Annotated in this window: 20 protein-coding genes and 1 pseudogene; 11 read left to right on the top strand and 10 right to left on the bottom strand. The window is 53.9% G+C overall.

Features of this window, described 5'->3' with window-relative positions; translation table 11 throughout:
* Positions 1-90 precede the first annotated feature (90 nt).
* From A0129_RS04430 to A0129_RS04415, 4 genes are all read left to right on the top strand, one after another.
* On the top strand, positions 91-507 hold the full coding sequence (locus A0129_RS04430) for a hypothetical protein (protein WP_291712752.1): 417 nt from the start codon (positions 91-93) through the stop codon (positions 505-507).
* A 20-nt stretch (positions 508-527) separates the two neighbouring features.
* On the top strand, positions 528-1,697 hold the full coding sequence (locus tag A0129_RS04425) for a hydroxymethylglutaryl-CoA reductase (RefSeq protein WP_291712751.1): 1,170 nt from the start codon (positions 528-530) through the stop codon (positions 1,695-1,697).
* Between the two features lie 126 nt (positions 1,698-1,823).
* A complete protein-coding gene (locus A0129_RS04420) occupies positions 1,824-2,969 on the top strand; it encodes a ferredoxin reductase (protein WP_291712749.1) in 1,146 nt (381 codons plus the stop codon).
* Positions 2,970-2,995: 26 nt separating this feature from the next.
* Positions 2,996-4,150: an acyl-CoA desaturase gene (locus tag A0129_RS04415; RefSeq protein WP_291712747.1), complete on the top strand. Its 1,155-nt coding sequence runs from the start codon at positions 2,996-2,998 to the stop codon at positions 4,148-4,150.
* Positions 4,151-4,154: 4 nt separating this feature from the next.
* Here the strand turns inward: A0129_RS04415 and A0129_RS04410 are convergent, their stop codons facing one another.
* Positions 4,155-4,757 (bottom strand): LysE family translocator, encoded by a 603-nt coding sequence (locus tag A0129_RS04410; protein WP_291712745.1) that lies wholly within the window; start codon positions 4,755-4,757, stop codon positions 4,155-4,157.
* 156 nt (positions 4,758-4,913) lie between these two features.
* On the opposite strand from A0129_RS04410, the gene A0129_RS04405 reads away from it, so the two are divergent.
* Both A0129_RS04405 and A0129_RS04400 read left to right on the top strand, forming a co-directional pair.
* On the top strand, positions 4,914-6,071 hold the full coding sequence (locus tag A0129_RS04405; RefSeq protein ID WP_291712743.1) for a YbfB/YjiJ family MFS transporter: 1,158 nt from the start codon (positions 4,914-4,916) through the stop codon (positions 6,069-6,071).
* 3 nt (positions 6,072-6,074) lie between these two features.
* Positions 6,075-7,517 (top strand): PLP-dependent aminotransferase family protein, encoded by a 1,443-nt coding sequence (locus A0129_RS04400; protein ID WP_291712741.1) that lies wholly within the window; start codon positions 6,075-6,077, stop codon positions 7,515-7,517.
* Here the strand turns inward: A0129_RS04400 and A0129_RS04395 are convergent.
* A complete protein-coding gene (locus A0129_RS04395) occupies positions 7,503-9,062 on the bottom strand; it encodes a carbon-nitrogen hydrolase family protein (protein ID WP_291712740.1) in 1,560 nt (519 codons plus the stop codon). The two genes, A0129_RS04400 and A0129_RS04395, sit on opposite strands and share 15 nt — an antisense overlap.
* A gap of 168 nt (positions 9,063-9,230) precedes the next feature.
* Here A0129_RS04395 and A0129_RS04390 point away from each other — a divergent pair, with 168 nt between their 5' ends.
* Entirely contained in the window at positions 9,231-10,823 is a 1,593-nt protein-coding gene (locus A0129_RS04390; protein ID WP_291712738.1) for a gamma-glutamyltransferase family protein, read from the top strand.
* Here A0129_RS04390 and A0129_RS04385 read toward each other — a convergent pair.
* The 6 genes from A0129_RS04385 to A0129_RS04360 form a co-directional block, all read right to left on the bottom strand.
* Positions 10,820-11,731, bottom strand: a complete 912-nt coding sequence (locus A0129_RS04385) for a hypothetical protein (RefSeq protein WP_291712736.1) — start codon at positions 11,729-11,731, stop codon at positions 10,820-10,822. The genes A0129_RS04390 and A0129_RS04385 overlap by 4 nt on opposite strands.
* Positions 11,732-11,734: 3 nt before the next feature.
* The gene (locus tag A0129_RS04380; RefSeq protein ID WP_291712734.1) at positions 11,735-12,472 is read right to left on the bottom strand and encodes a phosphonate ABC transporter ATP-binding protein; all 738 of its coding nucleotides are present in this window, start codon (positions 12,470-12,472) and stop codon (positions 11,735-11,737) included.
* Complete coding sequence (locus A0129_RS04375; protein ID WP_291712732.1) at positions 12,469-12,945, bottom strand: ABC transporter permease; 477 nt, start codon at positions 12,943-12,945, stop codon at positions 12,469-12,471. The genes A0129_RS04380 and A0129_RS04375 overlap by 4 nt, the downstream gene beginning before the upstream one ends.
* A gap of 25 nt (positions 12,946-12,970) precedes the next feature.
* Complete coding sequence (locus A0129_RS04370; RefSeq protein WP_291712730.1) at positions 12,971-13,351, bottom strand: hypothetical protein; 381 nt, start codon at positions 13,349-13,351, stop codon at positions 12,971-12,973.
* Positions 13,352-13,369: 18 nt separating this feature from the next.
* Positions 13,370-14,236, bottom strand: coding sequence for a phosphate/phosphite/phosphonate ABC transporter substrate-binding protein (locus A0129_RS04365; protein ID WP_291712729.1), 867 nt, complete (start codon positions 14,234-14,236; stop codon positions 13,370-13,372).
* A gap of 151 nt (positions 14,237-14,387) precedes the next feature.
* A complete protein-coding gene (locus tag A0129_RS04360) occupies positions 14,388-15,290 on the bottom strand; it encodes a VTT domain-containing protein (RefSeq protein WP_291712727.1) in 903 nt (300 codons plus the stop codon).
* Between the two features lie 181 nt (positions 15,291-15,471).
* Between A0129_RS04360 and A0129_RS04355 the strand changes: the two genes are divergently transcribed.
* Complete coding sequence (locus A0129_RS04355; protein ID WP_291712725.1) at positions 15,472-15,756, top strand: coiled coil domain-containing protein; 285 nt, start codon at positions 15,472-15,474, stop codon at positions 15,754-15,756.
* A 13-nt stretch (positions 15,757-15,769) separates the two neighbouring features.
* On the opposite strand, the gene A0129_RS04350 is transcribed toward A0129_RS04355, so the two are convergent.
* Both A0129_RS04350 and A0129_RS04345 read right to left on the bottom strand, forming a co-directional pair.
* The gene (locus A0129_RS04350) at positions 15,770-17,377 is read right to left on the bottom strand and encodes a neutral/alkaline non-lysosomal ceramidase N-terminal domain-containing protein (RefSeq protein WP_291712723.1); all 1,608 of its coding nucleotides are present in this window, start codon (positions 17,375-17,377) and stop codon (positions 15,770-15,772) included.
* 9 nt (positions 17,378-17,386) lie between these two features.
* Positions 17,387-19,840 carry a hypothetical protein gene (locus A0129_RS04345; RefSeq protein WP_291712721.1) on the bottom strand — a complete coding sequence of 818 codons (2,454 nt, stop codon included), beginning with the start codon at positions 19,838-19,840 and terminating at the stop codon, positions 17,387-17,389.
* A 126-nt stretch (positions 19,841-19,966) separates the two neighbouring features.
* On the opposite strand from A0129_RS04345, the gene A0129_RS04340 reads away from it, so the two are divergent.
* The 3 genes and pseudogenes from A0129_RS04340 to ahpF all read left to right on the top strand — a co-directional run bounded on the left by A0129_RS04340 (position 19,967) and on the right by ahpF (position 23,132).
* Positions 19,967-20,566 carry a TetR/AcrR family transcriptional regulator gene (locus tag A0129_RS04340; protein ID WP_291712719.1) on the top strand — a complete coding sequence of 200 codons (600 nt, stop codon included), beginning with the start codon at positions 19,967-19,969 and terminating at the stop codon, positions 20,564-20,566.
* Positions 20,567-20,901: 335 nt separating this feature from the next.
* Positions 20,902-21,465, top strand: coding sequence for an alkyl hydroperoxide reductase subunit C (gene ahpC, locus A0129_RS04335; protein WP_105029543.1), 564 nt, complete (start codon positions 20,902-20,904; stop codon positions 21,463-21,465).
* 96 nt (positions 21,466-21,561) lie between these two features.
* Positions 21,562-23,132: pseudogene (gene ahpF, locus A0129_RS04330) on the top strand (alkyl hydroperoxide reductase subunit F).
* The last annotated feature ends 148 nt before the right edge of the window (positions 23,133-23,280 follow it).

Genomic DNA, 23,280 nt, shown 5'->3' with positions numbered 1-23,280 from the left:
GGCGGAGAATCTTTAGATTAAGCGCCACTGGCGTTTGGAAACTTGCTACTCTTTGCTTGTAATTCCAAAAACAACAATCAGGAGACAAGCATGGGCGTGGCAGAGAAAGGTGGTAACGCATTGCGCAAACTGAAAAGCGCGGCACAGAAAAGGGCATCCAGCCTGCCTGCAGGACACTTGATCAACGCAGTGGTTGACCAGGTGAATCAATTTGAAACCGGTATCAAGCAAACAGTAGATGGTGTTCAGGACAAGGTCAAAGGCTTGCAAGCCAACTTGTTGAAAATGTATCAAGCCAACAAAGAACTGGAGCAGGAAAACCGCGAGCTGCACAAAACCATGGTCGGGCTGGAGAAAGACAACGCCCACCTGACCATGCAACTGGACCGCACCCAAATGGAACTCAATGTGCTGAAGGCCAAGCTGGAAAACATTGGCAAGCTGGTGAGCGGCTACGAAGAGTCGATTGCTGCGGTCACCCGTGGCACCAAACCCAAGCGCAAATAAACAGAAAGACGAGCCCGCTGATGACCCGCACACCCATTCCACGTTTTGACGACAACTATTCGGAAGATGCTGCCAAAGCGCGCCGCGAATTTTTAACACAACAAACCGGAGCTAGCTTGCACCACACTGGCACCTATTCCCTGCCCCCTGAAAGTTTGAAAAGCAACACTGAGAACTTCATTGGTGTGGTGCAAATGCCGGTGGGTGTGGCAGGACCAGTGTTGATTCATGGTGAACATGCCCAAGGCTGGTTTTACGTGCCACTGGCCACGACCGAAGGCACACTGGTGGCCAGTTATAGCCGGGGCATGCGAATGGTGAGCGAATCGGGCGGCGTAAAGGTGACGGTGGCCGAGGAATACATGCAACGTGCACCACTTTTTGAATTCGAGGATGCCCGCGCGGCCAAAAGGTTTTTGCAATGGATCAATGAAAACCTGGCCACGGTCAAAGCCGAAGCAGAAAAAACCACCAGCTTTGGCAAACTGGAGCACATTCAAACCTGGCAAGTGGCGCGCATGGTGTACACGCGCTTTAACTACACCACAGGTGATGCAGCCGGCCAGAACATGTGCGGCAAAGCCACGCACGCAGCCTGCCAATGGGTGCTGAAAAACAGCCCGGAGGCCATCAGCTATTTCGCATTGAGTGGTGCCATAGAAACCGACAAAAAACATTCGCACATGAACCTGCTGCACAGCCGGGGCAAGCGTGTGATTGCGGAAGCCACCATCAAGCGCGAGGTACTGCAACGGCTTGCCCGCACCACGCCGGAAACAATTTTCAAGCAACGCCAACGTAGTGCCATAGGCGCGCAGCTGGCAGGCAGTGCCTACAGTGGCCCCCACTCGGCCAATGGCATTGCCGCCCTGTTTATTGCCACAGGGCAAGATGAAGCCAATGTAGTGGAAAGCCACACAGGCATGGTGTTCATGGACATTACAGCCGATGGGGATTTGTACTTCTCTGTCACATTGCCCTCGGTGATCTGCGCCACCAAAGGCGGTGGAACGGGCCTGGCCACGCAGGCCGAGTGCCTGAAAATGCTGGGCTGCGAGGGGGCTGGCAAAGCTCGCAAACTGGCTGAGATTGTGGGCGCCACGGTACTGGCCGGAGATTTGTCTTTGCTGTCCGCCATTCTGGCGGATGAATGGGTTTCCTCCCACGACGCCTACGGAAGGAACCGTTAAGCCGATGCAAGTCAGCGCCCGTCTTTAGGCGCTGTCAGTAAATCACCGACCGCTGGTGCAGTGCGGAATGACTTCAAATGTGTTTCAGTGCACACTCGTTTTACAATACAAAAACGAGGAGACACAATGCAGTCTGAGGCAGGATCCGCGCAGTTCAACAACTCATTGATCAAACGTGTAGCTGGCCTCGTGACGAAAGTCTCCGATGCCTTTGCATTTCCCCTTCGAACCTCCCACTACATCGAACTGGTCAACCCGCTGTGGAGTACTCATGCCCTGCAAGCGCGGGTTGAAGCGGTGTGGGATGAAACATCGGACTCGCGCACTATCACCTTGCGCCCTGGCCTGAACTGGCGAAGCCACCGCCCTGGTCAGCACTTGCGCATTGGCGTGCCCATTGGCGGGCAACATTTCACGCGCACCTATTCAATCAGTTCAGCCCCGGAACGCAATGATGGCTGCTTCACCATCACGGTGAAAGCCATCGACAATGGCCGCATGTCGCACCACCTGGTGCGCAAGCTGAAAGTGGGCGATTACGTGCCGATTGGTGTGCCACAAGGCGACTTTTACCTGCCCGACGCACAGCCTGTGCTGCCCCTGTTTATTACTGCGGGCAGCGGCATTACACCGATCATGAGCATGTTGAGAAGCCTGGTGCTGCAAGAGCGAATGCCCAACACCGTGCACATTCACTACGCGCCCCACACTTACGATGTGATTTTTGGGCGTGAACTGAAAGGAATTGCGGACAAGCAAAAGCTGTACAAACTGAACCTGGTGCACACCCGGGAACCTGGCCAGAAGCCTGAAGACATAACCGGCAAACGCCCCCACTTTTCCAAAGAGCAACTGGAGCAACTGTGCCCCGACTGGCGAAAACGTGATGTGTATGCCTGCGGCCCGCAAGCCATGCTCGATTCAATCGAGCAACTGTATGAAGCCGAAGGGCTTCGCCGACAGGTGCACACGGAGCGGTTCCGCGCTCAACTGGCTGGCGTTCCCACCGAGGTGAAAACCGGCGTGGTGAAGTTTTTGAACAGCAAAGTGAGCGCCAACTCAGACGGTGAAACCAACCTGCTTCGCCTGGCCGAAGATTCGGGCTTGAATCCGGAACACGGTTGCCGAATGGGGATTTGCCACGGTTGCGATGTGAAACTGGCCAGCGGCTGCGTGCGCGATTTGCGGACCAATGCACTGATCAATGAAACCGGCCAGGTGATTCAGATTTGCGTGTGCGCCGCGGTGGGCGACGCAGAAATCGAAGTGTAAGCAACTCGGGAAGCAGGAGACACAACATGGGCATGCCAAAACATTTGAGCGCCAGCGACATTGAGGAATTCGGTCGCGAAATGGACGCCATACGCAATGAAATTGCTGACTCGCTGGGTAGCAAGGACCGCGCTTACATCCTCTCCGTCATCAAATGGCAGCGCAGCCTGATGCTGGCCGGGCGTATTGTGGTGTTTCTCAGCTTTTTCCTATTGCCGATGAGCGAATGGCCATTCACCGGCTGGCCACAGTTCTGGGCCGTGCTGCTACTGGGCGCGATCATGTTGGGGGTATCGAAAAGCATTGAGAACATGGAGCTGGGGCACAACATCATGCACGCCCAGTTCGACTGGATGCGCGATCCCAATATTCAATCCAACACCTGGGAATGGGACAACGTCTGCCCTTCTGACCAATGGAAACACAGCCACAACGTAGTGCATCACACCTGGACCAATGTGCACGGCAAAGACCCCGACATTGGCTACGGTGTGCTGCGGGTTACCGACGACCAACGCTGGCATGCCAAGTACCTGTTCAACCCGGTCATCAATTTTGTGTTGATGATGCTGTTTCAGTGGGGTGTGGCCCTGCACGATCTGGAAGCAGACAAACTCATGGCTGGCCAGAAAAGCTGGAAGGAGGTGATCCCCATGCTGAAACGCATTGGCTGGAAGGTGCGCCACCAGCTGTTAAAGGATTATGTGTGCTGGCCTTTGCTGGGCGCCGCGGTCACCGTGCCGTTCACGGTGTTCTTCGGCTTTGACATTGTGCACATTGCCTTGGTGGCCATGGGCTTCACCGTTGTGGCCAATTTGATTGCCAACGGCATTCGCAATATTTGGTCAAATGTGATTATTTTCTGCGGCCACTTCCCGGCAGGTGTGCACCACTTCACCAAGGAAGAAGTGGAAGGCGAAACCCGCGCAGCCTGGTATGTGCGCCAACTGCTGGGCAGCTGTAACATTCAAGGCGGCAAACTGTTCCATATTTTGTCGGGCAACCTGAGCCACCAAATTGAACATCACCTGTTCCCGGACATTCCTGCCAACCGCTACGCAGAAATGTCACCACGGGTGCAGGCCTTGGCAGCCCGGTATGGCTTGCCCTACAACAAGGGCAGTTTCACGCGCCAGTTTGGCACCACCACCTGGAATATCTGGCGACTGTCCTTGCCTTGATCGATCAAACGGCCTGTGCGGTGCTGTACGCGAAAAACAGCACCAGGCTGGCAGCCATGGTTCCGTTGAACCACTTCAAGCGCAGCGGGCTGTTGATAAAAGCCCGCAAGCGCGCACCCAACACCAGCCACACGCCCACACACAACAGGCCCACACTGGCCATGATCACGGCCACCATCAACACATCCAGCACAGGCGTATTCGAGCGGGCGGGAAACAGGGCCACGGCGGCAGTCGCCATGAACCAGGCTTTGGGATTGACCCATTGAAACAGCACGGCGTTGACAAAGCTCAAGGGCCTGGAACCAGGTTTCAGCGCATCCTCGGAAGGTGAAAAGCTGGCAATTCGCCACGCCAAATACACCATCATCAGCAAGCTGAACACCAACAGTGCATTGTGAAACCAGGGCAGGCTTTCAAACACAGCATTCAAACCAAGCCCCATGGCCACCAGCATCAGCGGAAAGCCCACAATGATGCCGAAGAAATGCGGCAGGCTTTTTCGCACACCAAAATTCATGCTGCTGGTCATGATCATCAGGTTGTTGGGTCCGGGCGTGATGATGCTTAAAAACGCAAACAAAGCGATGGCTTGAAAGTGCTGCATGGCGAACTCCTTTCATGGAGTAAAAATGGAACACTCACTGTAAGAATTTTTGCATTTTCAGTACAGATTCAGGATAATGAAATAATGTGCAGTACAGAATACGCGGTAAAAAATCTGTACTGCTTCTGACCATTGACTTCTGTGCGGGTGGCCCCCATGAAACTGGAACGTTGGCAAGTCATTGCCGCAGGTATGTGTTCACTCGTCCTGACCGTGGGTTTGGCCCGCTTTTCTTACACCCCCTTGCTGCCCATCATGCGCGAGCAGGCTGGCTTAAGCGCCTTTGATGGTGGCTGGCTGGCCACGGTCAATTACATCGGCTACATCAGCGGTGCCTTGCTGGCGTCCACACTGAGCAACCTGAATTACAAATACTTGCTGTACCGTTTTGGCCTGATTGTGGCGGTATTCAGCACCATCGGCATGGGACTGACCACCGACACGAACCTGTGGGTCTTTCTGCGCTTTATTTCGGGTGTGTCCAGCACGGCAGGTATGTTGATTGCTTCAGGCTTGATCATGAACTGGCTGGCCCGCCAGAACCTGAAAACCGAACTGGGCTTGCATTTCGCCGGCGCGGGCATGGGCCTGGTGTTGTCTGGCCTTGCGGTCATGGCCATGGTCGACCACCTGGCCTGGAACCAACAATGGTGGGTGCTGGGGGTGGTGGGAATTCTTTTCTTCGTACCAGCCTGGATATGGATGCCAAAGCCCGCCAAAGCAGGCAGCACTGAAGCACAGGTGGCTGATGTACCACCGCCCAGTGCGAAATGGATGCGATTGATGCTGGGCGCCTACTTCTGTGCCGGTTTTGGCTATGTGATCAGCGCCACCTTTATTGTGGCCATTGCTGAAACCTTGCCCGAACTTCAGGGCAAAGGCCCCTGGGTGTGGGTGGTGGTTGGTTTGGCTGCAATTCCCTCCTCGTTCATATGGGACCGCGTGGCGCGCGTCACCGGCGTGTTTGAAGCCCTTGTATTGGCTTACCTGCTGCAAATCATCTCGATTGTGATGGCAGCCCTGATCGACGGATACTGGGCCAACATGGTCAGCGCTGTGCTGTTTGGCGGTACATTCGCCGGCATTGTGAACCTGACCTTGAGCATTGCAGGCAGGCAATTCCCCGCCAACCCCAGCAAGGCCATGGCACGCATGACACTCAGTTATGGCGTGTCGCAAATTGCGGCGCCCGCCTTGGCCGGTTTGATCGCTGAACGCACGGGCACCTATCGCGGCTCGCTGTACCTGGCGGCGGCCTTGATGGTGGCTGGCATGTTCATGGTGTGGCAACTGAAAAAGCAAACCGAGGCTTGAACCATGGACAGCTCCTCTTGCAAATACGAAACACTGGCGTTGAACCTGCAGGCCTTGATTGAGAACAATCACTTTGCAGCGGGGTACAAACTGCCGTCGATCCGGAAGCTCTCAGAGCAATGGCATTACTCCATCGACACAGTACAAAAAGCATTGAACCTGCTGGAAGACCGGGGCTATGTGCAACCTGTGGCCAAGTCAGGTTATTACGTGCAAGCCCGCACCCTGCCCAGTGCTGCGGCCTGTACGCAGGCGCCTGATTCAATCGTGCTGGAGCCACCGGTGAACCTGGAGGTGGCCAATCAAATCGCCATGCTGCTCAGAAGCTCCACCCGCGAAGGTGTGGCACCACTGGGCGTTGCATTCCCAGCCCATGAATTGCTGCCAATTGCCACCTTGCGTAGAAGCTACGCCACTGTGAACCGTACCCGCCCTGACCTGCTCACCTTGGGTAGCCACGTTGAACCCAATCAACCTGAACTGGTGCAGCAACTGCAACAGCGCTTTGAGTTGATGGGCATGAAATTGAAACGCGATGAGTTGGTGATCACCGATGGGTGTACTGAAGCGCTCAGCCTCGCCTTGCAAAGCGTGGCCAAACACAACGACATTGTGGCAGTTGAGTCGCCCGGTTATTACTTGCTGCTGCAAATGATTGAATCACTGGGCTTGCGCGCACTGGAAATTCCGAGCAGTCCGGAAAATGGCATGTCGCTTGAAGCACTGGAAATTGCAGTGAAGCAAACCCGAATCGCGGCCTGTATTGTGTGCCCCACGGCCAGCAACCCCATGGGTTCTGTCATGCCCGATGCCAACCGAAAAAAACTGCTGGAGTTGGCCGAGAAATATGATTTTCCGATTGTAGAAGACAATGTGTATGCCGACCTGTACTTCGAGCGTTTTCGACCACGGCCATTGAAAGCCGGCAAGCAGAGCGACCGGGTTCTCATGTGTGGTTCATTTTCGAAATCACTGAGCCCGTCGCTACGAATCGGCTATGTGGCAGGCGGCAAGTACGCCGCACGGGTGTTGTCGAAAAAGCGAATTTTAAGTGGCTCCACCAACCCGATCACACAGGTGGCTGTTGCGCATTATCTGGAGAAAGGATCTTTTGAGCGGCACTTGCGCACCCTGCGCCAGCAGTTTGAAACGCAGGTGCGAGCCATGGGCAGTTTGGTACTGAAACATTTTCCGCAGGGCACCCGAATTTCAGAACCCAAAGGTGGTTTCGTGTTATGGGTTGAACTGCTAGGCGATGTCGACACTGCAGCCTTGTTCAACAAGGCGATTGCCCGAAAAGTGGCCTACATGCCAGGCAGCGTATTCTCTGCCAGCGGCCTGTACAAAAACTGTTTACGGCTGAACTGTGGCCACCCGGTGACAGACGACACCGCAGTGGCGATTGCAAAGTTGGGAGCCCTCTTTGACGCCTCACTCGTCGCCTAACCACACCACTTTGTACAAGTCGCGGCGGCGATCGAGGTAATTGCGAACCGAACCTTCGTTTTTCAGAATTTGAAGCTTGTCCAGGTCCACATCCACAATCAGGGTCATCTCGGTGTTGGGTGTGGTTTCCGCCATGATGGCGTCGTGTGGAAATGCGAAATCAGAGGGTGAGAACACCGCAGTTTGCCCGTACTGAATGTCGACATTGTCCACCTTGGGCAAGTTACCAAAACTGCCTGAAATGGCCACATAGCACTCATTTTCAATGGCACGGGCCTGGGCGCAACGGCGCACGCGCAGGTATCCGTTTTTGGTGTCTGTCCAGAAAGGAACCAACAAAATTTGCATGTCTTTGTCGGCCAGCACACGCGACAACTCAGGAAACTCGGAGTCGTAACAAATCAGGATTCCGATCTTGCCAAAGTCGGTGTCAAACACACTCAGGTTGCTGCCACCCTCCATCATCCACTCACGTTTTTCATGCGGAGTGGGGTGAATTTTGTATTGCGCCTCCACAGTGCCATCTCGGCGGCACAAATAGGCCACGTTGTACAAGGCACCATCTTCCATCACCGGCATGGAACCGGCCACCACATTGATGTTGTAGCTCACCGCCATGCGACTCATCTCGTCGCGAATTTGATCGGTGTAAGTGGCGAGGTGACGAATCGCCTCCAAGGAATTGCCATTGCCCGCCAAACCCATCAGGGGTGCATTGAAAAATTCGGGGAACAGGGCGACATCACAACGGTAATCTGAAAGCGCGTTGATGAAGTACTCGGCCTGTTTCACCACGTCTTCCACGCTGTGGAATTCACGCATTTGCCACTGCACACAACCCAGGCGTGCGGTGGTTTTGGGTGCGCCAAACAGCATGGGCTTTTCGGGTTCATAGTAGATGTTGAACCACTCCAGCAAGGTGGCATAGCCCTGCGATTCTTTGTCTTCCGGTAAATAGCCTTTCAGCACCTGCTTCACTTCAAAGTCGTTGCTGAGCTGAAAAGTAAGAATCGGGTCGTAAATGTCTTTGCGTTTCACTGCGGCAATGTACTGCTGCGGCGACATGTCTTTCATGTGCGCTTTGTAACCGGGAATTCGCCCGCCCGCCATGATGGCGCGAAGGTTGAGGTTTTGGCACAATTCCTTGCGCGCCTCGTACAGGCGGCGACCCAAACGCATGTTGCGGTATTCAGGATCCGCAAACACATCAATGCCGTATAACACGTCACCCTTGGGGTCATGCGTGGTGGCGTAAATGTTGCCGGTGATCTCCATGTAAGTGTGTTTGTCGCCAAACTTGTCATAGTCGACCACCACTGCAAAGGCCGCGGCAATCACCTTGCCATCGTCTTCAATGCAAATTTGCCCTTCCGGAAATGTTTTTAGAATTGAACGAAATTTGGCTTCTGGCAAAGCACCGCCAGCGCTGTGGTAGACCACCTCCATAATTCGCTTGATATCGGGGTAATCAGAGGTCTGTAAATTGCGCAAGCTCAACTTGTGTTCGGTGTGTTCATACTCGGTATTTTCTATTTCTGTCGACATGGTCACCGCTCCATTCGTTTACTTTTTGAACCTCCCTATTAGAACATATTTAGAAAATTGATGAATTTTTGATCAGTCCGGGCTCAATAAATCGGGTTTTACTGAATGGCGAGTTAAAAAATAATTCAAGACAATTAAACATCGATTTACGACGAATAATTTCTGAAGATGATTCATACCAAACGCGCACTGGGTGGCGTGTTCGTTGCGCCCCACCATTTGGCTGCACAGGCTGGCCGGGATGTGTTGAAAGAAGGCGGCAACGCCGCGGAGGCCATGATCGCTGCTGCAGCGACAATTGCAGTGGTGTACCCGCACATGAACTCGATTGGTGGTGACGGTTTCTGGCTGCTCAGCGAACCTGGCAAAGCCCCCTTGGGAATTGATGCCTGCGGCAAGGCGGCAACAAAAGCCACGCGGGCTTTTTACACGGATCAAGGGTTCGACAGCATTCCCAACCGCGGGCCATTGGCTGCGCTCACTGCAGCGGGAACAGTCGGTGGCTGGATCAAAGCCCGGGAGGTGGCCACACAATGGGGCGGCAAATTGCCTTTGAACCGCCTGCTCAGCGACGCCGTCATCCACGCGCGAAATGGTGTGGCTGTGAGCAGCAGTCAGGAACGTTTAACCCGCGTGAAGTTCGATGAGCTGTCCACTGCCCCTGGCTTTGCCGAACATTTTTTGATGGATGGTCAGGTACCGGTTGAAGGCAGCGTACTCAAGCAAACTGCTTTGGGCGACACCCTTGCACGCATGGGTAAGGCTGGCCTTGACGATTTTTATCGTGGCGAGCTGGCGCAAGCCATGGCCGAGGATTTGGCCCGCGTGGGCAGCCCGATCAGCTTGGCTGATTTGAACAGTCACCATGCGCAGTTTGTGACCCCACTGCAAACCGAGCTGAATAACAGCACGATTTACAACATGACACCGCCCACTCAAGGCATGGCATCACTCATGATTCTGGGCATGTTCGACACGCTGGGTATCAAGCAGGCTGAAGGATTTGAGTACCTGCATGGCATGGTGGAAAGTACCAAGCAGGCCTTTCTGGTGCGCGACCGCTATTGCACTGACCCCGCCTACATGACTGTGAACCCCAGCGATTTTCTGACCCGTGAAGCATTGGCCGAACGTGCGAAGAAAATTGACATGCAACAAGCCCTGCCTTGGCCCCAAGACCCCTGGCAGGGCGACACCATCTGGATGGGTTGCATTGACAGCGAAGGCCGCACCGCCAGCTTTATTCAAAGCGTGTTCTGGGAATTCGGTTCGGGCGTGGTGTGCCCATCAACCGGGGTGATGTGGCAAAACCGTGGCATCAGTTTTTCATTGAAAGAGGACGCGCTGCACAGGTTGGAGCCAGGCCGCAAACCTTTCCACACTCTGAACCCGGCCATGGCGCGTTTCAAAGATGGTCGCAGCATGGTTTACGGGACCATGGGTGGCGAGGGTCAACCTCAAACTCAAGCTGCAGTGTTTAGCCGCTATGCCTTGTTCAATCAGCCTTTGCAAACTGCGGTAACCGCACCGCGCTGGCTGTTGGGCCGCACCTGGGGAGAGCAAAGCACCACCTTGAAACTGGAAAACCGGTTTGATGACAATCTGGTTGCACAACTGCGCGACGCAGGCCATGTACTGGAGGTACTGCCAGAAGCTTTTAGCGACACCATGGGGCATGCGGGTGCGGTGGTACGTCACCCCAACGGCATGATGGAAGGGGCGGCTGACCCACGTTCGGATGGTTCAGTGGCCTGTGTTTAAATACCTTCGCTGATTCGTTTGAAATACGAAGTATGCGCAGCAGTACCCTCGGGCCAATGCCTTAAAAAATGCTGCTGCCATGCAGTTTGATCAAATTGAACACGCACCTGCTCAATCCACACGCCGTTCAACTGCGTGGATTGAAACACCAAAGCGGGGTTGTTCAAAGACGTCATTGAAATTCGAGTGAAGAGCCCGTCCATCTGCGCGCTGGGCATTCCGGCTGCACCGTTGTTGCTGATCAATCCGGTTTGCCCATTGGGCAGTGGCTCCGGGTGAAACCCGGCACTGCAAGTGTGGCTGCTGGCAAATACGTTCACCTGTGCTTTTTCAAACAAAGCGGCACGCCACAAAGCTTCATCCGTTTGCTTCAAGTGAGCAGGGTCAAAACGCCAACCGGCCAGTGAATCGCCATCGCCGTGCACCACAGCCACCTTCAATTCATCCACGCTGTACCGTGCAAAGAAAGGTTTGGCCAACAACTTGCTCAGCAACTCGGGTTGTTGTTGTGCGCACCGCTTCAGCTCGGTATGAATGAAGTTCGACCGGTCCACCACGCCTTGATCCACATTTTCGGGATAGGCACAGCCGCAATCAGCCACATCCAAAGGTTCGCCAAGTTCAGCTTCCACGTTGCCCAGAATGCAATCGTGATTCAACACACGCTGGTTAATGTGAACAAAGTCTTCAAGCGATTTGTTGAACCAGTTAAAGTCGCCATTGAAACAAATGCGAACATTGCCCGATTCTCTCGAGGCCAGTTTTTCAATCGAATCCAGCGCAAATGGGTTGCCATACAAACCACCGACCACATACAACACATCGCATTGTGTAGCGGGGACCTGTGCAATTTTGGCCGCACCGTACTGGTATCGAATCGGGCAACTGCGCCCTGCCTTCTCAATCATGTTTCACTCGTACAAATCATCAAGGTGGGCCTGGGTTAATTCATGGCTTGCACAATCAAGGACCACCTCGCCCGCTTTCAGGCCGATGACCCGTTGGCTAAGAAGGGGGACCAGGCTCACATTGTGAACCACAGTAATCAAGGTGGAATTCTCTGTGGCCTTGACCAAGAGTTCACACACTTCATCTGCCGCTGTAGGGTCAAGCGCCGCTGTGGGCTCATCGGCCAGCACCAGTTCAGGTTGTTGCACCAGCATGCGGGCAATCGCCACCTTCTGTCGTTCACCACCCGACAGTTTGTCGGCCCGCTTTTCTGCCAGATGGGCCATACCGACTGCTTTCAATGCAGCTTGCGCACGCTGGGTTTCTTCATTCGTGAAAATTCGCGCCCAACTGCGCAAGCGCGGCATGCGTGCCAAACCACCCACCAACACATTTTCCATGGCGCTTAAGCGCGCAACCAAATGCAGGCCTTGCAAGACCTGCCCCACCTCGGCTCGCACAGGGCGCAAATCACGCTCACGACGAAGCGGAAACACGGTGTGGCGGTTGACCACGATGTGCCCGGCAGTGGGTTTTACAAAGCCGTTCAAACAACGCAACAGGGTCGATTTGCCTGCACCGTTGCGCCCAAGAATGGCCACCTTTTCGCCACGTGCAATGTGAAGCGAATCCACTTTCAGAATGCGTCGCCCGGCAATCACCATTTCCAGGTTTTGAATGTCGATCATGGGGGTGCTCATAGCAAGGCCGTCCGGATTCTGCGACTGATGGCATCGAAGGCGGTCACCATCAACACCACCACAATCAAAATGCTGGACAAGCGCCCCCATTGAAACAGGGACACTGCCTCAGAAATCAGCAGGCCCAAACCACCCGCACCAATAATTCCGAGAATGGTGGAGTCGCGAATGTTGTACTCCCACAAGTACAAGTGACTGCTGACCCATTGTGGCAACACGCTAGGCCACACCGACCAGAAGAAAGTTTGTGAAGGACTGGCACCTACGCCCCGGACTGCTTCGATCGAGGCCATGTCCAGTGTTTCAATGGATTCGGCAAACAACTTGCCATACGTGCCCAGGCTGTGAAATGCGATGGCCAGAATACCTGCTGTGGGACCTAGCCCCACAATGCCCACCAGCACCAAACCAAACACCAGAGTGTGAATGGAGCGTGAGGTGTCCAGCACCAAACGCGAGAATGCTGTGACCACACGAGGCGCCTTGATGTTCCGGGCGCTAAGTACTCCAAAAGGCAATGCCAGAATGGCCCCCCAACAAAGACCCCAGAGTGGCGATTTTGAAGGTGGTCCAGGTGGCAAAACCCAATTGCACCAACCACTGTTTTTCGACTTCCTGTCGATTCTCAGTGCGCAGCACGGTGCCATCGTCGCTTTTGTATTCGTATGCGGGGTCGCCCAACCACACGTCGACAAAACTGGGGCGTGCGAACTCCGTGGCTGTTTTAATGAAATTGGCCACCGGGTTGCGGCCCATGGACAAATCACCGGCCGTGGCCAGACTGTAAATACAGGCCAACACAATGAGCGCATACAAAAAAACCAGCCCGAAAAACCCGAGCCGGCCTCGCAAGTGAAGCTTGAACTGCATCCAATTCATGATGTGGCGGTCAATTCCTTACTTGGGTTGCAAGCGGCCGGTGGCCAGGCCTGCATCACGAATGGGTTTGTAGTAGCTGTTGTCTTTCTTGGCAAACCCGGTGTAGCGCGGTGGCAGCAGGTTGGGCTGGTTTTTCAGTTCCGCGCCAATGCCCAGCAGGGCCTCCTGCAATTTGGCCACAAAGGCTTTGTCTTCAAACAATTTTGCACTGACCGCAAATGCATCGTTGGGCAAAGGGTCCGAAGTCCAGATGATTTTGGAATCTTCTGCCTTGATCAAACCATCGGCAATCATGGCGTCGCGGTTGCGGTTGTAATCTGCGCCCGCATCAATTGCACCTTGGGTTACCTGGGTTTGAATGGCCTGATGGCTGGTGTTGATTACTTTCGAGAAATACGTGTCGGGGTTAATGCCCTGCTTCTGAAAATAATGGAAGGGAATGAGATAGCCAGACGTTGAACCTTTGTCGCCAAATGCAAAGGTTTTGCCTTTCAAATCGGCCATGCTTTTAATGCCGCTTTTCGGGTTGGTCACCATGATGCCAAAGTATTCCGGTTTACCTTCATATTCAATGGTGGCCACCGCTTGGGCTTTGGCTTCATTGTTGGCCAACACATAACCCCAAGGGCCCATCAGGGCAATGTCGGTCTCTCCATTGGCCAGCGATTTGGCCAACCCTTCCCAGGTGCTCACCGTGCGCAGCTTGACGGGTTTGCCCAGTTTCTTTTCAAGGTATTGGGCCAAAGGGGTATAGGTGGCGTCGTTTTTGTCTTTGTCAGGCTGGTACAAGCCCACACCAAACTGAATCACTTCTTGGGCAACAACTGGAGTAGAAACCAGGGCAAAACTGAAAGCACCGATCAGGGCTTTGGTCAACAAACGCATGGTCAAGTTCCGTAATGAAATTGAAGAATTGGGATATAAAAGAAAACAACAAGACTTATTACGCTAAACAATTCACAAAGGTTACAGTAAATCGATTTAAGTTCGATGAGGATTGTTGCGCCAGTGGCCAGATAGCGCTTCATTCTTGCGATTAATCGGATTGCTTGATGGCCAACCAGGCCTCGTAACCACCTTCCAGCGCTTTGGCCTGCCTGTAACCCTGTTTGCGCAAAAGGCCAGCCACATGGGCGGCACTGACATCATCAGGACAAGCACACATGGTCACGATCAAGTCAGTTTTGGGCCAGGCGCGGGCTGCGGCCAAAGCGCTTTCGGCGTTGGCGGGTAACCAGCCTGCCAATGGCTCGGCTTCCTGAACTATGGCGGGCCGCAGATCGACGAGCCGTAGATTGGAATGACCGGTTTTGACCAAAGCCAGCACTTCATCGGCGGGCACTTTGGGCATTTTCAAGCGCGCCTGAAATGCATCGCGGCGGGCCAACTTCCACATCAGCCAGAACGCGCAAATCAGTGCGGCCACCACACCCACAATGAAAAGATTGTCCTGCAAAGCTGCAAACACTGCATTGACCTGATCCTGAAACAACCAGCCAGCCAACAGGGCAGCCATGGCCCACAAAAACGCGCCCACAGCCGAGGCAATCGTGAACTTGAGAATGGACATTTTCACAGCGCCTGCAATGGGAGGCGCCACCGTGGAAAACCCGGGAATGAACTTGGCGACCACCAGTGACCAAGGACCCCACACGCGAAAACGGGATTCAGTTTGGCTGACACACGATTCAGGGTTAATGGACAATTTACACAGTATGGAGAGGACCCGGTAGCCGTAGTAACGACCCGCGATGTACCAAATCCAGTCAGCAATCAAGGACGCAGAAGTTGCAATCACTGCCAGCAAGAAAATACCCGACCACTGCCCTGACAAACTGGCTGACAAGATCATGGTGGGCACGGCAGGCACAGGTGCGCCCAACTGCTGCAACAGCACGTTGAAGAAAACCAGAACTTCTGTGGTTTCAAACAAAGACATGGTGAGGACCGCCAAAAACTGCCCGGCAAAAATGTGCGCTATTTGCAGATAGCAACATCATAAGCATTTTCCAGTGACGGAAACGTGTTTTAGAGGAATGACTCTGGGTTTTGGTCAACGTCGGGTCACAAAGTGACGTTACCCTGACACCTCGAGTAATTCAACATGAAGGAGTACACACATGGCAGACCTCGAACACTACAAGGCCAAGCTGAACGCCCAACTGGACGAATGGAAAGCAGACCTGGACAAACTCAAGGCCAAAGCCGACGGTAAATCTGCTGACGCCAAAAAAGAGTTGAACGAATCAATCGATGCACTGGAAGCCAAGCTGGCGCAGGGCCGCTCAAAACTGGAAGAGCTCAAGGGCGCCAGCGCTGAAGCCTTCGACAGCTTGAAAGAAGGTGCGAACAGCGCTTGGGACAGCATCAAAGAGGCCTTTGACAAGGCCAAGTCCAAGTTCTAAACCTTGATGAGGCTTATTGCGCAAACAGCGGATCGTAAGCCTGCAAATTCAACGCTGGGGTTGTAAAAGGCCCCAGCGACACAGTCTCCTCATAAAACGATTGGCATTCAAACAAGCCGTTGCCAAACTCATTTTCCGTCAAGATATATCCCAATGAATTGTGGGTCAGGCCCAGCAACATCATGGGGTTTTCGCTTCGCGCACGAATGGAGTCAGCCATGCCTTTGGAGCCTTCGCCAGGAATGGTGACCAGCTCCAGCACCTTGCCCTCGCCCTGCCCCAATTGAATTCGGCTGACCGGCGTTTCCGCATACAAAGCCACCTGCGGCAAGTTCTCGAACCCCGGAATATTGGCTGCAAGTTCCTCGCCCAGCGGGGTGAAGTTGTAATAGCCATTGAAACTTCGCAGGCCGCCTGCCCCCACGAACAGCGGGTTGGTCACCGGAAGAAATGCGGTGGCATGATTCACCAGCAAACCACCCTCTACCTTTTTGCGACCAGGCAAGGCATTCATCGCGGCTTGCGCCACTGACACGCCCATGGCGTTTGCCCTTTCATAGGGGTCTTCCGCAGCGGGCGCACGGGGCGATGCATCTGCAATCGCACCGTTGTAGAACAACACTGTTGAATCGAAGTTTCGCTCCAGCAAGCGCAGCGCTCCTCCCACCCAGTCGGTGTGCACCAGGCGGTTGCTGGAATTCAATACAGTGGGGTGTGCGGCATAGTTCAACACAGAGCCCAACACCTCACCTCGGGCAGTGCGGGCCTGCAGCAAAGTAAGCGTCGGGTCGGGAATTCTGGAATCATCCGGATCACATCGCCGGAAGTTGTTCAAGCGCGCTTCGCCTTCCAGTGCAGTTTGCGCGAAATCAATATAGGCTGGCTTCAAGTTGGCCACAGCCTCAGCCGTGGCTTCGGCGGCCAATTGGTACAGGCCACCTTTCAAAGCCGGGTCACATGCCTGCGCAGGGTCAGCCTTCTCACAATTCAACCAACTGGCGGGTACTCCACCCCACAAACCCTGCAGATCGGCACCGGAGTGCGAATGGGTTTGTGCAAACAATACATTGTTGGGTGGGACACTGGCAGCCTGAGCTACGGCGGCTTTCAGTTTGTTTTGAATCACATTGCCCGCACCTATCGCGTCGATGGTGACAAACACCACCCGGTTCGCAGGCTCAGCCTGCCCCTCCAGCACAAACACACGCACAAAAGTGCCATCGCCGATTCCGTTGGCGGGTGGCCCGCCGATATCGAAGTTCACAAGGTCTTGCGGTCCGTTGAATGCAAACCCGCCATACCCGCCCAGATTGAATTGTTGCAGCTTGCCAACCACCGGCGTGCTGCTGGTGACCACACCCTGAATTTGTGCGGGAGTCGGGTCAATGTTTCGTTTGGCCGAAGCTGCACGAAATTGGGAAGTGTCGAGCAAGTTCGGATTACCGCCACCGTTGCCGCCACCATTGCCACCACCGTTTCCAGGGGGTGGATCCACGATCACAGGTGGGTCGTTTTCATTGGTGTCAGTTCGCGAGGCAGTCACTGAATCGTTGCCGGAATTCAAACAGGCCGATAACAAGAAGCACTGAAACAAGGCAACCCATCGAATTGTTTTGATCATTGCGGCCCCTTACTTCAACGACGGGTTGAACCCGCGAGACGTGCATGGCATGCCATTGCACACATCAATCAACGCACCCTGCTTTTTCAAGAACGCAGACTTCATGTCCATGTTTTTTTCTTCGTTGCGGGGGTGACCGTGCGGATCGGCACCATAACCTGTGGTCATGGGTCGGTTGTCCAGCGGCGGCGGCGCACTGCCATTGGGATTCGCAGAACCATCGGCATTCGTCATGGGGCCGCTGTCCCACACGGTGAGCGCATTGCCTGCATGCGGATACTTTTTGATGCATGGCAAACCGAAATACGGATGATCATCGGGGTGCCTGCGCCCGAAAGACACATTCGGAAACTGCTCCTGTTCGGCACGCACAGCAGGGTGGGCCTGCTTGAGCACCGCAGGCCCGCGCTGAGCGGAAGGACCACCCACCACGGCGGGGCATTGCAATGGCGCCTCTATGGTTCTCGCCATGATTTCCGCAGTGTTCATATACACCTGGTGATCAGCAAATGCGGGGATCAGCAATACACGCTTGTTGGGTCGCGTGCCAGGCAACTCCCGACCTGGGGCCAAACTCCAGGCGTAACCATTGTTCTCACCCCGATCCCACAACATCTGAATCAGCGAGAGAATGAATTGCTGATCCAGCGAAGCGGGATAAGCCTCGTAAAACGCTGGGGCGTAGGGTGCAAAATCCACGGAGCGTTGCAACAAGGTGGAGTAAGCCATGCCCGGTACACCCAACGTTGCGGCTTGAATGTCCGGCGAAATCGCTGTGACAGGTCCACCATTGATGCCGCCTTGCGAATTGCCGTCGTAAAACAATTCGCTGCGGTTAATCAGGCATTTGCCCTCTTTCTGAAAAGCGGGGTGAGTACAAAATCCATTCTCGGAAATCATGGCCCGACCCAACATCGTGAAGTTCAAAAAGCCCTGTTGCAACCGATCGGTGAGGCGATTGAAGCCGCTGAAGTCCGTCAACATCAACACCGTACTGGCCAAATCACCGCCCGCCGCATCCCAGAAGGGATCGTATTTGCGATTGTCATCGGGATCATCAGGCTGATTGCCCGTGGCCAAGCCGGCCCAATCCACCATGCAGAACAGGAAATTGTGGCGCTCGGCCATCATGCGCACATTCAAATCATAGGTGTTGCCTTCATCGCGAGAGCCCAGCAAACCATGACCATACAAGGACGCGCGCGCAGGTTCACCCGTGTCCAGGTTTTTGCGCGCAATGGAGCAAATGAACGGCACGCTGGCATTTGGCGTCAGGGGGTTTCGCTGCGGCAGGGCTGTGGCCGGGCTGCCAGTGGGCACCAGCGGATAGTTGTAAGTGCCACCCGACAAACAATTCGGGCTGGTGAGAAAACATGGCACATCAATGTGACCACGAATTCGTCTTGCGGTAATTTCACTGGCTGATCCGTTCTCCGGATTCTCAATCACTGCATCAATCGTAAAGTTGGGCGATTGCGAGGCTGTCGCTTCGATGGACACATCACGCGCATGAATCAGGCGTTCAGTCAGGTTCCTTTCTGATGCGACAGTGAAGTCCCATGCAAGGTAGAGATTTTCACGTTCAACACCCGCCAGGTTCAGCACGCTGAAAATATTTTCCATCAGCGGTTTGCGGGCATTTTGCGCAGCGTTCGCCAGCGGTGTGCCATCCCGGTACGCCTTGAATACCGGGTTGGGCTGTAGGGTGTCGCCAGCACTGTTTTTCAGATTTCGCATGGCCACGATGTAACGTCGCCCCGGTTCCAGATTTTTGGCCACCCGAATGACCAACGCGGGGCCAGGATCTGCGTTGGGCAAGCTCAAACGGCCCTGGGTGATGTTGGCGTCCAGTTCAGCCCAAATCAATTGTTTCTTCAAAGTCAAGGTGTCAATCAGCACAATCGGCTGATTGCGCTGCAAACTCGCTTCGATATTGGTAATGGGCACTGCACCCGTTTTTTGCAAATCAAGCCCGGGTACACGCGTCAGAATAGGTTGACCGGGAGAAAACCCGTCATTGCGATTCCAGTCAGTGGGATCGATGGGCTTGCCCGCAATGTTCTTGGGCATGGCCAATGCATTCAAATTCACCCGCATCTTGGTGTCGGTTTGCGTGTCTGCGGTTGTGAAGTAATTGTTCGGAAATGGGAACAGACAGTAGGCCGGGTCCAGCGGATCACAGCGCTCGGCACCCGCTGGCGCAGCGCCGGTGCCGGCTGGCTCAGTTCGTACCACAGGGTCTTTAGGAAACAAGGGAGGCTCAACACCCCCGCCACCATCGTCACCCCCGCCATCGCCAGGGTTGTCTGGATCTTCCGGATCCACCGGCGTGTCGGGTTCCTCCTCATTGGGATTGGTGATGGTGGGGTTGTCAGCCTGCGGCGATGCTGAATCGCCCATGCACCCACCCAATAGCAAAGCCCAAGCCAATACAATGGCCCCAACCCGGTTTGTCGTCCTCATGTCTCTCTCTTTGTACGTGGGGCCTTGTGTTCGACCCTTAAGTTACATTACTGTAACTAGAGATTAATTTATGAAGTTGTAATACGTCTAGTGTAGTTTTTCCATAGTAAATTCAACGAGTTAACAATGTTAAAACCAGTGCAAACCCGCATGAAACCTGAGGACAGAGAACGTCAACTGCTCGAAGTTGCGCAGCGGATGTTTGTGGAAAGGGGTTACCAAGGCACAGCCATGGAAGACATCGCGAGAGCGGCTGGCGTGACCCGGCCCGTGGTGTACAAATTGTTCGGCAACAAAGATGGCATTTATCTGGCCTGCCTGAAAAAAGCACGAGAAGTGCTGAATAGTTACATTATTGAGCGCGCCCTTACAGGTGAAGGCCTTCAGGGTCGCTTGCGCGGCGGTATTGAGGGTTATTTTTCATTTGTGGAAGTTGAGCGAGATGCGTTTCGATTTCTCTACGACAGTGGTGCTGCTGTAGCTGGCCCAGCCGCACAAGCCGCAGGGCAATTGCGCTTTGACACGGTAAACCGCATAGCCCTTCTACTGGGCGATTTAAAAGGCATTGTGTCGGAAGAAGAAATTGTGGCCACCGCCCACGCCCTGTCGGGCGCAGGAGAACAACTGGCCAAGTGGTGGCTGACTCAACCCCACTTGCCCAAAGCCACGGTGGTGAACACCATGTTCAATCTGCTTTGGGCGGGGTTGATTCAACATCAAAAATAATGCTTAGGGTGGTGGACGACACGTTTACGATCACAGTCGGGGTTTGTTTTGCAGTGCACCACCACACTCAAGAAAATCATCAGAAATTCGTCAATCAGCATTTTTTTAGAGTCTTTTTTCAAAACAATTCTCATCCATCATTCTTCAAAAAACCCCTCAAAACCCTTTTCCCTTTTGGATTAGAGAGTTAGAGTCGATTCAAGCAAGCAATTGACTTGATAGTCATTTTTCATTGATAATCTTATCCAATAAACTTTTGCAATCGCACAATTTATTCGATACAATGGCATGGAATTAATTTACTGACTGTTCATTAACTTTTTGGAGGACTTCAAATGTCTCTGATCAACACCACAATCAAGCCATTCAAAGCCACTGCTTACTGGAACGGCAAAGAAATCAACCTGACCGAAGCCGACGTGTTGGGCAAGTGGTCTGTGTTCTTCTTCTACCCAGCTGACTTCACCTTCGTATGCCCCACCGAATTGGGCGACCTGGCTGACCAGTACGAAGAACTGAAGGCCATGGGCGTTGAAGTGTTCTCTGTATCAACCGACACCCACTTCACACACAAAGCTTGGGCCGACGCCACCGAAACCATCGGCAAAATCCGCTTCCCAATGATTGGCGACCCCACCGGTCAAATCACACGCAACTTCGGCGTGATGATTGAAGAAGAAGGTTTGGCACTGCGCGGTACTTTTGTACTCGACCCACAGGGCGTGATCAAAGTGATGGAAGTGCACGACCTTGGAATTGGCCGTGACGCATCTGAACTGAAGCGCAAGATTCAAGCCGCACAGTACATCGCCAAGAATCCTGGCCAGGCTTGCCCTGCCAAGTGGAAGGAAGGCGATGCCGCTTTGACTCCTTCACTGGACCTGGTTGGCAAAATCTAAATTCAAATTACCTTTGAATTTTTAGCAGTAAACCGCTCCCCACAAGGGAGCGGCCCCTTGTTCACACACATCTGACGAACATCCCCGGAGTACCCCATGCTCGACGCAAACATCAAACAACAACTGAAGACCTATCTGCAAATGCTGCGCCACCCCATTGAATTGGTGGCCTCGCTGGACAACAGCGAAAAGGCACGCGATATGGAACAGCTGGTGCAAGAAATCGCGGAGTGCTCAGACAAAGTGTCTGTGCGCCTGGACGGCAACTACAACCTGCGCCCCTCATTCTCAATTGCCAAGCAAGGTGAGGAAGGCCGCGTGCGTTTTGCCGGTTTGCCCATGGGACATGAATTCACCTCGCTGCTGCTCGGCCTGCTTCATGTAGGCGGCCACCCACCCAAAGTGGAAGCAGATGTGATCGAACAAATCAAAGGCTTGCAGGCACCCGCCCATGGTGGTCACTTTGAAACCGTGATTTCATTGAGCTGCCACAACTGTCCTGACGTTGTACAAGCCTTCAACACCATTGCAGCATTGAACCCGGCATTTAGCCACACCATGATCGATGGCGGCATGTTCCAGCCACTTGTTGAACAGCGCAAGGTCATGGCAGTCCCCACCGTGTTTCAAGGCACACAGGGGATAGCAACGAAAGCTTTGGCTCCGGCCGAATGACACTGGAAGAAATTGTCGCCAAGCTGGACACTGGCGCTGCTGAAAAGGACGCAGCCAAACTGAATGCCAAAGGCGAGTTTGATGTGCTGATTGTGGGCGGTGGCCCCGCCGGCGCAGCCGCTGCGATTTATGCTGCGCGTAAAGGCGTGAGAACCGGCATCGTCACCGAGCGCTTCGGTGGCCAGGTTCTGGACACACTGGGCATTGAAAACTTCATTTCCGTGAAAGAAACAGAAGGCCCCAAGCTGGTGGCTGCACTGGAACAACACGTGAAGGAATACGACATCGACGTGATGAACCTGCAACGCGCCAAAGGCCTGCAGAAACTGAGCGACGGCAAGGTTGAAGTTGAACTGGAAAACGGTGCCAAGCTGACCAGCAAAAGCATCATTTTGAGCACCGGCGCACGCTGGCGCGAAATGAATGTGCCAGGCGAAGCCGAGTACCGAAACAAAGGTGTGGCCTACTGCCCGCACTGCGATGGCCCGCTGTACAAAGGCAAGCGTGTTGCAGTAATTGGCGGCGGCAACAGCGGTGTAGAAGCTGCCATTGACCTGGCCGGCATTGTGAAAGAAGTCACCCTGTTTGAATTCGACACCAAGCTGAAAGCCGACGCGGTATTGCAGAAAAAACTGTACAGCCTGCCGAATGTGAAAGTGATCTTGAATGCGCTGACCACTGAGGTAAACGGTGATGGCACCAAGGTCTACGGCCTGACCTACAAAGACCGAGCAACGGACGAAGTGAAACAGGTTGAACTGGAAGGCATTTTTGTTCAAATCGGTTTGCTGCCCAACACCGACTGGCTGAAAGGCACACTTGAATTGAGCAAGCATGGTGAAATCGTAGTGGACCACAAGGGCCACACCAGCATGGAAGGCGTGTTTGCCGCAGGCGACTGCACAACAGCACCTTACAAGCAGATCATCATCGCCATGGGCGAAGGTGCGAATGCGTCGCTAGCCGCGTTTGATCACTTGATCAGACAGTAAAACGGCTCAAGGCCAAACCTAACAAAAACCCCGGTGTAACCCACCGGGGTTTTTTGTTTTCAACAGCCCGACTTTGCGACAAAAAAGACAGTGTTACAAAAAATATTTCATGACATTAATGATATCGATTATCATTCGTCTTCATATT

The sequence above is a fragment of the Limnobacter sp. CACIAM 66H1 genome (genome assembly GCF_001601825.1).
GTDB lineage: Bacteria > Pseudomonadota > Gammaproteobacteria > Burkholderiales > Burkholderiaceae_B > Limnobacter.
This window is presented reverse-complemented; position numbering and strand designations above follow the sequence as displayed.